The organism is Shouchella oshimensis, assembly GCF_002019765.1.
GTDB classification, from domain to species: Bacteria; Bacillota; Bacilli; order Bacillales; family Bacillaceae_D; genus Shouchella; species Shouchella oshimensis.
The window spans coordinates 1,812,892-1,828,341 of sequence record NZ_KV917380.1 but is presented as its reverse complement, the minus strand read 5'-3'; the positions used below and the strand labels follow the sequence as shown (position 1 = coordinate 1,828,341).

14 protein-coding genes and 1 pseudogene are annotated in these 15,450 nt (G+C 40.8%); 1 reads left to right on the top strand and 14 read right to left on the bottom strand.

Annotation, left to right across the window (positions count from 1 at the left end; all coding sequences use genetic code 11):
• Window positions 1-238: pseudogene (locus BK583_RS21060) on the top strand (IS110 family RNA-guided transposase); the annotation flags it as partial.
• A gap of 408 nt (window positions 239-646) precedes the next feature.
• Here BK583_RS21060 and BK583_RS09225 read toward each other — a convergent pair.
• The 14 genes from BK583_RS09225 to rbfA all read right to left on the bottom strand — a co-directional run bounded on the left by BK583_RS09225 (window position 647) and on the right by rbfA (window position 15,447).
• Window positions 647-2,320 carry a ribonuclease J gene (locus BK583_RS09225; protein ID WP_038480624.1) on the bottom strand — a complete coding sequence of 558 codons (1,674 nt, stop codon included), beginning with the start codon at window positions 2,318-2,320 and terminating at the stop codon, window positions 647-649.
• Window positions 2,321-2,800: 480 nt separating this feature from the next.
• Complete coding sequence (gene dapA / locus BK583_RS09220; RefSeq protein WP_371836641.1) at window positions 2,801-3,673, bottom strand: 4-hydroxy-tetrahydrodipicolinate synthase; 873 nt, start codon at window positions 3,671-3,673, stop codon at window positions 2,801-2,803.
• 70 nt (window positions 3,674-3,743) lie between these two features.
• Window positions 3,744-4,961, bottom strand: a complete 1,218-nt coding sequence (dapG, locus tag BK583_RS09215) for an aspartate kinase (protein ID WP_055735323.1) — start codon at window positions 4,959-4,961, stop codon at window positions 3,744-3,746.
• A gap of 2 nt (window positions 4,962-4,963) precedes the next feature.
• Complete coding sequence (gene asd / locus BK583_RS09210; protein WP_038480630.1) at window positions 4,964-6,019, bottom strand: aspartate-semialdehyde dehydrogenase; 1,056 nt, start codon at window positions 6,017-6,019, stop codon at window positions 4,964-4,966.
• A 98-nt stretch (window positions 6,020-6,117) separates the two neighbouring features.
• Window positions 6,118-6,708 carry a dipicolinate synthase subunit B gene (dpaB, locus tag BK583_RS09205; RefSeq protein WP_038480633.1) on the bottom strand — a complete coding sequence of 197 codons (591 nt, stop codon included), beginning with the start codon at window positions 6,706-6,708 and terminating at the stop codon, window positions 6,118-6,120.
• A 21-nt stretch (window positions 6,709-6,729) separates the two neighbouring features.
• Window positions 6,730-7,617 carry a dipicolinic acid synthetase subunit A gene (dpaA, locus tag BK583_RS09200; RefSeq protein WP_055735322.1) on the bottom strand — a complete coding sequence of 296 codons (888 nt, stop codon included), beginning with the start codon at window positions 7,615-7,617 and terminating at the stop codon, window positions 6,730-6,732.
• A 162-nt stretch (window positions 7,618-7,779) separates the two neighbouring features.
• A complete protein-coding gene (locus BK583_RS09195) occupies window positions 7,780-8,025 on the bottom strand; it encodes a YlmC/YmxH family sporulation protein (RefSeq protein ID WP_035398935.1) in 246 nt (81 codons plus the stop codon).
• A 47-nt stretch (window positions 8,026-8,072) separates the two neighbouring features.
• Window positions 8,073-9,317 (bottom strand): M16 family metallopeptidase, encoded by a 1,245-nt coding sequence (locus BK583_RS09190; RefSeq protein WP_038480641.1) that lies wholly within the window; start codon window positions 9,315-9,317, stop codon window positions 8,073-8,075.
• The gene (locus tag BK583_RS09185) at window positions 9,310-10,311 is read right to left on the bottom strand and encodes a polysaccharide deacetylase family protein (RefSeq protein ID WP_055735321.1); all 1,002 of its coding nucleotides are present in this window, start codon (window positions 10,309-10,311) and stop codon (window positions 9,310-9,312) included. The genes BK583_RS09190 and BK583_RS09185 overlap by 8 nt, the downstream gene beginning before the upstream one ends.
• A 109-nt stretch (window positions 10,312-10,420) precedes the next feature.
• Complete coding sequence (pnp, locus tag BK583_RS09180; RefSeq protein WP_038480648.1) at window positions 10,421-12,562, bottom strand: polyribonucleotide nucleotidyltransferase; 2,142 nt, start codon at window positions 12,560-12,562, stop codon at window positions 10,421-10,423.
• Between the two features lie 164 nt (window positions 12,563-12,726).
• Entirely contained in the window at window positions 12,727-12,996 is a 270-nt protein-coding gene (gene rpsO, locus BK583_RS09175) for a 30S ribosomal protein S15 (RefSeq protein WP_035398469.1), read from the bottom strand.
• A gap of 138 nt (window positions 12,997-13,134) precedes the next feature.
• Window positions 13,135-14,091: a bifunctional riboflavin kinase/FAD synthetase gene (locus tag BK583_RS09170; RefSeq protein ID WP_055735320.1), complete on the bottom strand. Its 957-nt coding sequence runs from the start codon at window positions 14,089-14,091 to the stop codon at window positions 13,135-13,137.
• Window positions 14,092-14,103: 12 nt separating this feature from the next.
• Window positions 14,104-15,021 (bottom strand): tRNA pseudouridine(55) synthase TruB, encoded by a 918-nt coding sequence (gene truB, locus BK583_RS09165; RefSeq protein ID WP_038480654.1) that lies wholly within the window; start codon window positions 15,019-15,021, stop codon window positions 14,104-14,106.
• A gap of 69 nt (window positions 15,022-15,090) precedes the next feature.
• A complete protein-coding gene (gene rbfA / locus BK583_RS09160; RefSeq protein ID WP_055735319.1) occupies window positions 15,091-15,447 on the bottom strand; it encodes a 30S ribosome-binding factor RbfA in 357 nt (118 codons plus the stop codon).
• Between the last annotated feature and the right edge of the window lie 3 nt (window positions 15,448-15,450).

Genomic DNA, 15,450 nt, shown 5'->3' with positions numbered 1-15,450 from the left:
TGGAAATCCCAAAGGGAGAAAGATTTTATATCTCATCATTCGGAACATGATCCGCCAGCAGAAAGCAGCTCCTAATCATATTGTCGAGTATTATTACAAATTAAAAAAGCAACCTACCCCCAAGAAGGACAAGGTTGCCGTTGTCGCTTGTATGAACAAGCTCATAAAGTGTATGTATTCCATGGCTAGGAATCATACAGAGTACGATTACTCGCACGCGGTCTCAATGGACCAATAACTGTAGTATACCATAGGAACCTTATTTAAAAATAGACAGGGATAAGGTTTATTTCCTATGCCTAGATTTAAAAATAACATCATCAGAATTATTATAAAAACCCTATTGACTAAACGTAGGAAAGAGGCTGGGACATAACGAAAAGTAGTATTTGAAAGGACGAATAGTCTAAAATATGCTGAGTAGCACCGCTACAGGAGAATCCTTCGCTTTCCGGGGACACGGCCTCAGCCTCCTCCGTGGAAAACCGCCACTCCAGAGTCTTCAGACACGTGCTGATCCCCCAGGAGTCTTCGTATTCTCCTTCAGCTAATTTCCATATAAAACAAACGACGAACGTTCCTATTTTCAGGAATGTTCGTCATTTTGGTCTGTCTATCTACTTTTTTTCCCAGCCTCTTCCTTTTATTACACTTCCATAATAATTGGTAAGATCATTGGACGACGCTTTGTTTTTTCAAACAAGAATCGGCTTAGCCCTTCGCGAATGTTGCTCTTTAAACTAGACCACTCGCTTACATTTTCCGTCACACACTTTTGTAAAATCGACGACACCAACTCGTTAGACTGATCAAGTAAGGCTTCCGATTCACGTACATATACAAAACCACGAGAAATAATATTTGGACCAGACACAATCGTACTTGTCTTTTTGTTTAATGTAACAACAACAACAAGAATTCCATCTTTTGAAAGCAAACGACGATCTCTTAACACAATATTACCAACGTCACCAACCCCAAGACCATCAATAAGGACGTGTCCAGAAGGAACTTTCCCTGCGCGGCGTGCTTGATTGTTTGAAAACTCGACCACTTCACCTTTTTCAACGATATAAATACGCTCCGGCTTTATACCAACGTTCATTCCTAGGTCTCTGTGAGCGTGCTGCATACGAATCTCACCGTGAATAGGCAAGAAATATTTCGGCTTCATTAAATTAAGCATTAGCTTGAGTTCTTCTTGAGAACCATGACCTGAAGCGTGTACAGCCTGCGACCCATAAACAACATCAGCACCAATCCGATGAAGTTGATCAATGACAGAAGAAACGCTTTTTTCATTCCCTGGAATCGCAGACGCCGCAATAATAACCGTGTCATTTTCTGTTATGGTAATGTGACGGTGCGCGCCTCTTGCCATCCGTGTCAAAGCAGACATTGGCTCCCCTTGGCTACCTGTAGTTAAAATGACAACTTGCTCTGGCTTATAGCGATTGACTTCATCAATATCGATAACCAGATCCTTAGGCATCTTTAAATAGCCTAACTTAGAAGCAATGGTAATGACGCGAACCATACTCTTTCCAACGATGGACAATTTACGGTTCGCAGCAGCTGTCGCTTGAATCACTTGCTGTAAGCGGTGCACATTTGAAGCGAAAGAGGTAACAATTAAACGTCCTGATGTTCGTGCAAATACATCTTTAATACCAATACCGACTTCTGCTTCAGACTTCGTCGTTCCTGGTCGTTCTGCGTTCGTTGAGTCTGAAAGTAAGCAGAGTACACCTTTTTGACCAATTGCCGCCATTTTACCAATTTCAGCATGTTTTCCATCAACTGGTGTTTGGTCAAACTTAAAGTCTCCCGTATGAACCACTGCACCTTGAGATGTTTCAATACATACGCCTACACAATCAGGGATACTATGGCTTGTACGGAAAAATGATACAGGTGTTTTCCCTAGTTTTACTCTTGAATTAGAATCAATTAAGCGAAGGGTGGTTTCTTTTAAAATGCCTGCTTCTTTTAATTTTTCTTCTACTAAACCTAGGGTTAATTTTGTACCATAGACAGGCACATTTATTTTCTTTAACACATAAGACAAGCCACCAATGTGGTCTTCATGACCATGTGTTAAAATAATTCCTTTTACTCGTTCTTCGTTTTCTACTAAGTACGAAACATCTGGAATGACGATGTCGACACCAAGCATGTCATCGTCAGGGAACATTAACCCAGCATCAACAACAATAATGTCTTCATCGACTTCAATGCCGTACATGTTTTTTCCAATTTCTCCTACACCTCCGAGGGCAAACACTCGGACTTTTCCGTTTTCTATTTCTTGCTTAGACAATGATTTATCCTCCTAAATAATTGGTTAGATTCTCTATTTTATTTATTGATCAGAACGTAATCACGCGTATACTAGGTTCATTATTAGGTCACCGTTAAAGAAACATCTAGAAAGCACAGCGCTAAAAACCTTTTGAACCGCTCATCAGCATTTGCCTAATGTCCCTGAAATGAATGGCAATATTCATACTACACAAGCTTCAAAAGATAGACACACAGTCTTTCGTACAGTCCCCGTTAACAATGAAAAAAAGAATAGATGGTGATCTTCTCACCTTACCCGAACGCATCACTTGAAAACTAGTATACCTTAATTTTCTAGTTAAAAACAAGAGCCTTTCCTCGAACACCGATTCTCCGACAAAAATTATCGATCCTTTTCAAATGGTTTCTTTTTTCGACAAGCGCACACTCTCCCATTTACTAAACAAAAAAAGACATGCAGAGCAACAAGAAATGGTTTGCTCCACATGCCTCACATTTAATTCAATTCTGCTTTATTTTTCATCGTTGCGAAAGTTGCTAAAGCATAATCCACTTGTTTCTTTTCCAGCTCATTTAGTGGAATTAACGGTAGCTGTACATTACCAACGTTTACACCTAGCTGATTTAGAGCATATTTAACACAACTAGGATTCGGAGCTAAGAACATCGCTTTCATCGCTGGCAGTAATTGTCGATGGGCCTTTGCAGCGTCTTCTTTCTGTCCTGTAAGAAATGCGTTAACCATTTGTTTCATTTCCTGTCCGAGCACGTGGGAAGCAACAGACACAATGCCGTCTCCACCAATGGCTAGAACGGGTAATGTTAGTCCATCATCGCCGCTATATACTGCAAATGAGTCTGGCGTTCCTTCAATGATCGCCGCTATTTGTTCCAAATCCCCACTCGCTTCTTTAATGGCAACAATTGAGTCAATAGTCGATAATCGAATGACTGTTTCAGCTTCTAAATGGCAACCTGTGCGGCCTGGAACATTATAAAGCATAATTGGTAGCGACGTTTTCGTTGCCACATGTTGAAAATGAGCATACAACCCGTCTTGTGAAGGCTTATTGTAGTAAGGTGTCACAAGCATAATTGCATCTACACCTGTTTCTTCCGCCATTAGCGATCGTTCAACTGTTGTTTTAGTCGAATTCGTTCCTGTACCAGCGACGATTGGCACTCTACCGTTTACATACTTCACACAAAAGCGAAACAACTGCTCACATGCTTCAAGGGTTAAAAACGGGGACTCACCCGTAGTGCCAGCAACCACAAGTACATCTGTACCGGTGGCTATTAAATGATCTATTAACGATTCAGACGCTTTAAAATCAATTGACCCATTCTCATGAAACGGTGTTACCATCGCCGTCCAGAGTGGTCCGTACTTCCCAGTAGGTTTCACTTGCAATCCCTCCATTTACGCGCTAACGGAATTACGTGATGACTTCATTAAGTTGAAACATTTTGTGAAGAGCATTCACTGCTTTGCTCATATCTTCATTTTTAACGAGAACCCAAATGGTTGTGTGCGAATCAGCGGATTGTAAGATTTGAATGTTTTCCCCGCTTAAAGCCGAAACAATACGCGCAGCAACACCAGGCACACCTGTCATTCCTGCCCCAACAGCGGATACTTTTGCGCACCCTCGCTGAAGCTGTGGCTTGTAGCCTAACTCTGTTAAGATTCGTAAAGCATCGTCTGCCGCTTCGTCTAAGACCGTATACATAACGCCGCTAGGGCTTATATTTATAAAATCAACACTAATTCCCGCTTTCGCCATCGATTTAAACACATTCTCTTGTAAATCAAATTGTCCCTCTTTGGCCGAAACTTTAATCTGCGTTACATTAGACACATGAGCGATACCTGTAATCATTCGTTCATGAATATCCATTCCATGATTTAAAACCCCTGAATTGACTAACGTTCCTTCTGAATCAGAATACGTAGACCGAACGCGAATTGGAATTTTCGCCTGCATCGCTATCTCTACTGCTCTTGGATGGATCACTTTTGCGCCTTGATATGCCATATTACAAATCTCATTGTAGGACATTGATTCAAGCGCTCGAGCATCTTTAACAATACGAGGATCAGCTGTCATCACCCCTTCAACATCCGTAAAGATATCAACGTAATCGGCTTGGATGGCAGCACCTATTGCCGTAGCAGACGTGTCACTACCTCCACGACCAAGGGTCGTCGTTTCACCACTCTTAGACTGACCTTGAAAGCCTGTTACAACCGCAACATCACACGACTCTAATGTCTTTAACAAATGGTCGCATTTCATTTCTCTTATTTTTGCATTTTGGAATTCTTCGTTTGTTACAAAACCAGCCTTTGCCCCAGTCATCGCTTCTGCCTGAACACCGTGAGCGTTTAGTTGCTCTGAAAACACAACCGCTGAAATGGTTTCACCACACGATACGAGCATGTCTTGCTCACGCTTTGAAATATGAGCTTTATGAACTAATGAAAGCAAAGTATCCGTTGCATAAGGATCACCACTTCGTCCCATTGCCGATACGACCACAACGACTTTGTAGCCATCATTTACTGCATTTTGAACATGTTTTATCGCAAGATCTCGTGATTCCTTGGATTTTACTGATGTGCCGCCAAATTTTTGTACAATGATCTTCTTCATACTTATGCCTGCTTTTTTATCAGATTCAATTTAATAAGACTTTCCGCAATTTGAACAGAATTCCATGCAGCACCTTTTAATAGATTGTCAGATACGATCCATGCATGAAAACCGTTATCACGATCTAAATCTTTACGAATGCGACCAACGAATACATCAGGCTTACCAACCGCTGTTGTAACCATTGGATAAACTTGATTAGTCGGATCATCTTGCAACGTGACACCAGGAGCATTGCTTAACCGTTCTTTTACTTCTGCTGCAGATGCACCACTTTTTTCTGTTTCGAAATAGACCGACTCTGAGTGACCTGTTTCAATTGGCAATCGCACACAAGTCGCTGCCACTTCAAGAGAAGGCAAATGCATAATTTTCTTAGTTTCATTGATCATTTTCATTTCTTCAAAGGTAAATCCATTCTCTTGAAACAAGTCAATTTGTGGAATGGCATTAAAGGCAATTTGATAATGATTTTTATCACCTGAAACGGGCAATACCGATGCAGACGCTTCTTCTCCAGCAAGTACCGCTTTTGTTTGAGCTTCCATCTCTTCTACAGCATCAAGACCCGCGCCTGAAACCGCTTGGTAAGTTGAAACAACTACCTTATTTAAGCCGTACGCTTGGCGAATAGGCTCAAGGGCAACCACCATTTGAATGGTTGAACAGTTTGGATTCGCGATAACCCCTTGATGCGACTGTAAATCGTGTTCGTTCACTTCTGGAACCACAAGTGGTACATCTTTATCCATGCGGAACGCACTTGTATTATCTACACAAACAACACCGCGTTTAACGGCTTCTGGAATTAATGCTTTTGATACAGAACCGCCAGCAGAAAAAAGTGCAATATCGATCCCTTCAAATGATGCTGGTGTTGCTTCCTCAACTGTATACGGCTGACCGCGAAACGTAATTGTTTTACCAGCTGATCGTTTTGAAGATAATAGTTTAAGAGTGGATATTGGAAAATCACGCTCTTCAAGTGTTTTTAACATTTGTTGTCCAACCGCACCTGTAGCACCGACAACGGCTAATTGATAAGATTTGTTCGTCATGGTATTCTTCCTCCCTAAAGTTCAGCAGTGGATCTTCTTTATCTTTGTCCTCTACTAAACTTTACGGGATTTAAGAGCAAGACGCAACTGTCCTGCGCCTATTTTTGTGGTTCCGTCGTTAGAACGGGCTGAAGTTGAGTGTAAGAAAGCGCTGCTTCCGCCGCTGGAACAAGCTGATTCATGTCTGCAACAAGAGAATTAGGCTTTTTCTTATAGTCATCCTGACCATAAGGGATAAAGAAAATATTTTTCGTTGCCATCAACCTCATAATGTTCACTCCATTTAAACCAAGACCATCATTTGTCGAGATCCCTAATAAGACCGGTTTACCATTTCGCAGGGTGGATTTGGCCCCCATTAGAACAGGAGAATCAGTCATGGCATTTGCAAATTTTGAGATTGAATTCCCTGTAATTGGTGCAATAATCATTAAGTCTAACGGTGTTTTTGGTCCGAACGGCTCTGCCTTGACCATAGAGTTGACGAACGGTTCTTGTGTAATGCTTTTTAACCGTTTCATCCAATCTTCACTATCCCCAAACTTTGTATCCGTATGCTCAACCGTATAAGTTAAAAAAGGGGATACTTTTGCTCCTAACTGGACGAGTTTTTCAATTTGAGGATACACAGCTTCATATGTGCAGTGGGAGCCTGTTAAACCAAATCCAATATGTTTACCTTTTAACATGTTTTAAACTCCTTTTCCTTCTTATTGGGCGCGTGTTTGTTCAAGCAATAAATCACTCATTACATTGGCAAGAATTTTTCCAGCTGTTTTTGGCGCTACCATACCTGGCAACCCTGGAACAATCATGGATTTCAATCCTCGTTTTTGGGCATAATCATGGTCAATGCCACCTGGTTTTGACGCTAAATCTAATAGAAACGCATGCTGCATCATTTCAGTTAATACGCTTGAGGTTACAATTTTTGCTGGAATTGTATTGATGACTACGTCTACTTGTTTTAGTGCCTGTTTTATGTCATCTAAATGAAACGGCTTCATACCTAGTTGAAAGGCTCTCGCAAGTGATGCTGACTCTTTATCGCCTACAGAGACGTTTGCACCTAACGTTTTAAATGTAGTAGCAAGGGTCATTCCAATTCGACCAAGTCCTAATATAGCGACATTGGCACCATGAATGGTTGAATCCGTATGCTGAATAACAAACATAACAGCACCTTCTGCTGTTGGTATGGAATTGTAGATTGCCACATCATCTCTGTTCATGAGTACCACAATCTCTCGTTTTGCTTGGCTTGCCACTTTCTCTAATCGATTAGACGTAATTCCTGTAAAAATGGTGCATGACTCCGGTGTTTGCTTTAAATGCTTAGCCTCTATCTTGATTTTATTGGAGGAGAATACACTATTAATAAAACCATCATTACCGATGCCTCCTACCGGTAACAAGATCGCTTCAACGGTTTTCCAGTCAATATCATCCATCTCTTCTTTACTAACCCCGATAAAGCCAGCTTCTATCTGTTCAAATCCAACAAGAGAAACACGTGCATCCAATGTTGATAGTTTTCGAACAATTTCAATCTGCCTTGCGTCGCCACCGATCATTACAACATGAATTCCTGTAAGCATGATTGGCCCTCCTACTCGTTCGATTACCCGTCACGATTTATCCGTGCTTCTCTACCATATGTCTTGAAAAACAATTCCGTGCAAACAGAAAAAGCCTGTCACAAATGACAGACTTCTAGCTTTCTTACAACGCTTTTAAAGGCAACGTCGTAGCTCACGTATTTAATTTCTTAAGGATTGTGTATCAATAATAATCATATCTTGACCGATCTTTTTTATTTGCTGCCAGTAAACGGTCACTTCTTTATCTTTACGATTAAATTGATACCACTTGGAAACCGGAACAACAAACGCATGGATATCACCTGATTGCTCATCTAACAACACATCTGTTTGACCTAAAATGCCGAGCCGTTCCCCTTTTTCAAAATCAATAATTTCTTTGTTGGCAATTTCGCTTAATCGCATCACGCTCACCTCTTTCTTCATCGTATGAGGCTTGTCGCTATTCTAGACTATCTCGTAAAGATTGTATCTGGCATTGTTTCGCTTGGTGAAACAATGGATAAAGCAGGAGCATCTTTAAATAGTTGATGAGCTAATTCGTTCACATCATCTAAAGAAATATCGTTAATTCGATTTAGTAGCTCATCTAAACTTTGGTGTTTCTTTAAGAGTAACTCGTTTTTTCCATTCCGGCTCATACGGCTACTTGTACTTTCCAGTCCTAGCATAAGACTGCCTTTTAGCTGTTCTTTTCCATTCTCTAATTCTTTTATTGTTAACCCACCTGCTTGCAGTTGCACTAATACGTTGCTCATTGATTCAGATAAAGCTTGAAGCTGATTCATTTGTGTACCTGCATACACAGTAACCGAGCCGATGTTTTCATAGGCAGAGTGATAGGAAAACACAGAATAACATAATCCTCGCTCTTCCCTTATTTCTTGAAACAAACGACTCGACATACTTCCACCTAAAGCATTATTTAATAAAATTAAATTAAACATTTGATCGGAGCCCACTTCAAGACCGGGATAGGCTAAGCAAAGGTGAGCTTGCTCTGTTTCTTTTTGCAAATGCTTTTGTACAGGAAGAAACATGGCTTTCCGGGTCTGGTGTTGCTTATTAGCAGAAGGGACAGCTGAAAACGTATCTTCTAATTGCGCTAGCAAATCTTCTTGATAATGACCGGCTACCGAGATCACAACACGCTCACCTACATAGTAGTTGTCCATATACGATAAAATTTGCTCTCTAGTAAAGCTAGCAAGGGTTTCTTCAGTTCCTAAAATCGGGTTTGCTAAAGTCGACTGACCAAACGATGCTTCACTTAACAGCTCATGAACAAGGTCGTCTGGCGTATCTTCTACCATTCGTATTTCTTCTAACACGACATTTTTTTCTCGTTCTATTTCTTGCTCGTCGAACACAGAGTGAAAAAACATATCTTGTAATACGTCTACAGCAATGTGGGCATGTTCATCTAGCACTTTGGCGTAATAACATGTATATTCTTTTGCAGTAAAGGCGTTTACTTGTCCGCCTATACGGTCAAAAGCTTCTGCTATCTCTTGTGGGGATCTCGTTTTTGTTCCTTTAAACAACATGTGCTCAATAAAATGAGAAATACCATTCTGTTCATTGTCTTCATTACGAGAACCTGTTTTCACCCATATGCCAATTGCTACTGAACGGACTGTATTATTTTTTTCAGCCATAATTCGTACACCGTTACTTAGCTCTCTTTTATTAATCACTACTTGAACCCCCATTGATGTCTACTTCCATGTTTCGCGGTAAACGGTTTTCGCTCATCAAGTCAGAAACCGTTCCTATTAGTAAATTCTTCTCTTTGATCCCTTTTATCATCGCGTCGAGTCCTTGTGATGATGACTCCGTTGGATGCATGAGTAACATTGATCCAGCTTCCATTTTTGGCACAACTCGATTGACCATTGATTGAACCTCAGGCTTCTTCCAATCAATCGTATCGACTGTCCACATAATCGTATTCATACCGTGAGCATGAGCACGATCAACAACAAGCTGATTATAATCACCACTAGGCGGGGCAAACCACTTAGGTGTTTCGTCTACTGTTGCTTCAATTACTTCTGTTGTTTTTTCTAGCTCTTCGTCTATTTTTTCTATACTTAGTTTACTCATTTGCGGGTGGGAATAAGCATGACTCCCAATCTCGTGTCCCTCTTCTTTTATCATCACAGCTAATTGGGGATTTTTCTTTACCCAAGAACCATCTAAAAAGAACGTGGCATAGACTTGGTGCTGACGAAGCGTTTGAAGCATATCAGGTATATACTCATTTCCCCAAGCCACATTAATAAGCATGGCAGTCATTGGTTTCTCTGACACTCCTCGATAAATGGGTGCAGGGTCTAAATCACTTAAATGTACCTCTGGCTTAGCATCTTTAAAGATCAACATCGATTGGTTAAATGTGCCAGATTCTTTCATCTTATCATAGGATTTTTCAACGTCAACCTCTAGTCCATTGTATCCAGGCATTGCCTTCCAAACACGATCCATTCTCGCATCAATCGCCGGAATATTCACTTTATTGGCGTGTTCAAGAATGGCTTCGTAAAGTGGATCTTCAATGGCTTCAACCATCATCGATGCGTTTAATTTAACCGTTTCTACATATTGATTTGAAAATGGATTTTGGATTGCAACAAGAGCTACTATAACAACGATAGAACAAAGGATAACATGAATAACTTTGTGCTTCATTTATTCCCCTCCTTAACCATGGAAATGCTTCTCTTAGCATGTCTATGTTTTAAGAAGGGCAACTAGAATGAGCAAACAAAAAAGACTAGGAATTTTCCTAGTCCATCTATTACGACTGTTCTTGCTCGTTTGATTGTTCTTCTTGAGCTTTCTCTTCTTTCTCACGCTGTTCCTTTAAAAGAACTTTGCGAGACAAGTTAACACGACCTTGATTATCAATTTCCGTTACACGAACGTCGAGCTCATCACCTAATTTTAAGATGTCCTCAACTTTGTTTACTCGTTCTTCCGCAATTTGTGAAATATGCAGTAAACCATCTTTGCCTTTGAAAATTTCAAGGAACGCACCGAATTTTTCAATTCGCTTTACTTTACCTGTATACGTCTTTCCAACTTCAACTTCACGTACAAGGTCTTCAATAATTTGTTTTGCTTTTCGATTCATCTCAGCGTCAAGGGAAGAAATGTAAACCGTGCCATCCTGTTCGATGTCAATCTTTACATTTGTTTCTTCAATAATCTTATTGATGACTTTCCCACTTGGCCCAATCACATCACGAATCTTATCAGGATTAATGGCTAATGTTAAAATTTTCGGTGCATAGTCCGAAAGTTCTTTACGTGGTTCTTGAATAGCCGTTAACATATTATCAAGAATTTTCAAGCGACCTTGTTTTGCTTGCTCAAGGGCTTGTTCAAGTACTTCTCGGTTTATACCAGAAATTTTGATATCCATTTGTAATGCAGTAATACCAGTTGCTGTACCTGCTACTTTAAAGTCCATGTCGCCTAAGGCATCTTCCATCCCTTGAATATCTGTTAGGACAGTCATATGGTCGCCTTGCTTCACAAGACCCATTGCGATACCTGCTACTGGTGCTTTAATTGGAACGCCAGCATCCATCATCGCAAGAGTACTCGCACAAATACTTGCTTGCGACGTTGAACCGTTTGATTCAAGCACTTCTGACACAAGACGGATCGTGTAAGGAAACTCCTGCTCTGAAGGAATCACTTGCTCAAGCGCTCGTTCACCTAATGCACCGTGTCCAATTTCACGACGTCCAGGAGCCCGAATAGGACCTGTTTCACCAACGCTAAATTGCGGGAAATTATAATGGTGCATAAAACGCTTCGTTTCTTCAATGCCAAGGCCGTCCAAAATCTGAACATCCCCTAATGCACCTAAAGTACAAATGCTTAACGCTTGAGTTTGTCCACGTGTAAACAAACCTGAACCATGTGTACGTGGCAGCATATGAATCTGTGAATCAAGTGGGCGAATTTCGTCTACACCGCGACCATCAGGACGAACCTTATCAACAGTAATAAGACGACGAACTTCTTCTTTTACAAACATTTGTAAAATGCCTTTGACTTCACTTACTTCAACTGTTTCGTCTTCTTCATAACGCTCTACTTGTGCTTTAATAACAGCGTCAATCGCATCTTGACGAGCGTGCTTTTCTTCCACACGAACAGCTTCTTTAATTTGCGCCTCTACAGTTTCTCTAAGGGCATTTTCTAGCTCAGCATCAAATGTTTTTAATTTCAGCTCGCTTTTTTCTTTTCCACATGCTTCCACAATTTTTTCTTGGAACGCAATCATTTCTTTAATATTTTCATGACCAGCTAGAATCGCTTCCAACATCACTTCTTCAGGTACTTCTTTTGCACCTGCTTCAACCATATTAATGGCTTCTTTAGTACCAGCAACAATTAGTTCAATATCACTCTCTGCTAATTGAGCAGGAGTAGGGTTCATAATAAATTCACCATTAATACGACCAACCGTTACCCCAGCAATTGGGCCACCGAAAGGAATATCTGAAACAGATAAAGCAAGAGATGAACCAATCATTGCAGCCATTTCAGACGATGCGCTTTGATCAGAACTCATGACGATGCTAATGACTTGTACTTCATTTCGAAACCCATCGGGGAATAATGGACGAATGGGACGATCAATTAAACGACTTGTTAAGATCGCTTGTTCACTTGGACGCCCTTCACGTTTAATGAACCCTCCTGGTATTTTTCCTGCTGCATATAAACGTTCTTCATAATTGACCGTTAGTGGAAAGAATGGTAGATCTTTAGGTTCCTTCGACGCTGTTGCTGTCGATAAAACCGCAGTCTCACCATAACGGACAAGAACTGCACCATTTGCTTGTTTTGCGAGTTGACCAACTTCAACGCTGAACGTACGTCCAGCCCAGTTGATTGTAAACTCGTGACGTTCTTGATCCATGTATGTGTACTCCTCTCGTACATCTAAAAAAATTCTCATTCTTTATTATGACCGAAACAGCCTAAGTTTAAAAGAGCGAATTACAGCTGTTTCAATGTTTTTTAGATTCCATTGTTTTTCACATGAAGAAAAAAGCGGGAGAACATCCCCCGCTTTTACAAACCTTATCGACGTAAGCCAAGTTTGTCAACTAAGTTACGGTAACGCGTAACATCTTTTTTACGCAAATACGTTAACAAATTACGACGTTGTCCAACCATTTTCAAAAGACCGCGACGTGAGTGGTGATCTTTCTTGTGTGTACGTAAATGATCGTTTAATGAATTAATTTGCTCTGTTAAAATCGCCACTTGAACTTCTGGAGAACCAGTGTCCGTGTCGTGTGTTTTGAAGTCTGCAATTAGTTCATTTTTACGCTCTTGTGTTAAAGCCATTAGAGCCACCTCCTTGTAATGTAACCCTAGTTTCCGAGCAAACGTTGGTGAATCGCTTTGCCAAGAAGCGGGCTGTCCACTGAAAACTTCAGCGAACATTAGTTATTATAGACGGTTGCTCGTAAAAATGCAAGTGCTTTAGTGGATGTTCTCCTCAAGCCATCGCAAACTCGTTTCTTTGTCACGGGTGAGCTGAGCTTTGATCTCATCAATACCGTTAAACTTCTGTTCTGCTCGAATCCACTTAAGGAACTCCACTTCAACTATTTCTCCATAAATATCCTCAGCAAAATGAAAAAGATTCACTTCCACACTTGGTTCTGGTAGATTGTCTACAAAAGTCGGCTTGTAACCAACATTAGCCATACCGTTATACTTGTTCCCCTTTACATAAAACGCAACAACATATACACCGGTTTTCGGTATATGATAGCGATCAGCAGCACTCACGTTTGCAGTCGGGAAGCCAAGTAAACGTCCCCTTGCATCGCCATGGATGACCTCTCCTTTTACTTTATAAGGATAACCAAGAAGAAATGATGCTTTTTGAACGTTGCCTTCCTCCAATTCTTGGCGAATACGTGTCGATGAAATTTTTTCGTCTTCATCCGTTACTTTTTGGATTGTACTATATGTGAAGCGCTTGTTTGCATAGGCGCCGAGCTGCTCCATCGTTCCAGCACCTTTTATACCATATGTAAAATCAAACCCTGCAACGACATGCTCAACCTGAAGGGAAACAATAAAGTCATCGACAAATTGCTGCGGTGTTAACTTAGAAAATGATGGCGTGAAACGAACCGCATAAATTCTGTCGACACCAAGAGCTTTTAAGCGCTCAATCTTTGAATCAAATGGAGTTAAATAGCGCATAGGCACTTCTGGATTTCCAAGAACCTCTTTAGGATGAGGGAAGAACGTCATAACTGCTGCTTCAATTCCTCGTACGTTTGCTTCGTTTATTGCTTTTTTTATAACAGTTTGATGCCCTTTATGAACACCATCAAAATACCCTATTGCCAGAACAGAACGAGTGGCTTCTCTCGTCCACTCTTGTTTATTCATATGATCTAAATCAATTTTTATAAGCTTCATTCCATAAGCCTCCTAAAGTCCTGCTGCCTGAGAGAAAAGCTTTACTGGCTTTATCAATCCTTCTTTTGTCGGGTGAGGTTGATAAAGCGCTAGACATTCTCCATCCTCATTATAAAATAAAAAACGCGTGTCTCCAAAAATTTGGTCTTCGTTCGCTAGTACAGCGCCATTTTTTATTCGTTCTTCGAGAGTACGGTCAGCCGTTCTTCTTGGAAAGTTTGTTAGCGCATGATCAAACGGTAACAGCTTCTCGTACCGTTCTTCTAACGTTAGATTCTCTAACGTTTCAAAGGTGATGGTGTTGGCTAGCTCAAATGAGCCGGAAGCCGTCCTAGTTAAAGAAGACATATGGGCAGGGAAACCAAGCAGATCACCAATATCCACTGCTAACGTACGTACATACGTACCTTTACTGCAGCGTACATGAAAAGAAAAACGTTGGGTGTCATCCTTCGCTTCTTCTACATGTGTTAAGGTTAGCTCATGAATGTTCACTTGCCTCGTCGGTCTATCTACTTCAATACCTTTCCTTGCATATTCATACAATCTTTTCCCATTTACTTTAACAGCCGAATAATAAGGAGGCGTTTGCATGATAGCACCTTGAAATTGTGTGAGGGCTGCTTCGATTTGGCTCTTGGAGACAGATTGGAGAACAGGACGTTGTTCTACTACTTCTCCATAAGCATCCTCAGTCGTCGTCGTAAATCCTAATGTAACGTCTCCTTTATAGGTTTTATCGAAGTCAGACATATACTCAGCCACTTTTGTCGCTTTGCCAATACAAATAGGCAGTACCCCATCAACTTCTGGGTCTAGGGTCCCTGTGTGACCAACTTTCTTTGTTTTGTACAACCGACGAATACGATTCACGCAGTCGTGTGATGTCATTCCCCTTGGTTTATACAAAGCTACTATTCCTGCATCCATTAAGACGATTCCCTTCGCTTAAAGTTATGTAAAAAATGAGGATAGCAATGTTTGCCACCCCCACTTTTTTTACTGACTTTCGTTATCGCTTTTGACTTCTCGTAAAAGCGACTCAATTCGATTTCCGTACTGAATTGATTCATCAATTGAAAAACTTAGCTCTGGCGTTTTTCGAAGACGGATTCTTTTTCCGATCTCTGAACGGATAAACCCTTTTGCCTTTTCTAATCCAGCAAGCGTTGCTTTTTGTTCTTCTTCATCACCAAGAATGGTAATAAAAGCCGTTGCTTGTTGAAGATCACCAGTTACATCAACACCTGTTATGGTGACAAATTTAACTCGTGGATCTTTAATTTCACGTAGAAGAATGTCGCTAAGTTCTTTCTTGATTTGTTCACCAACTCGTTCAGCACGATTGTTCGCCATGAC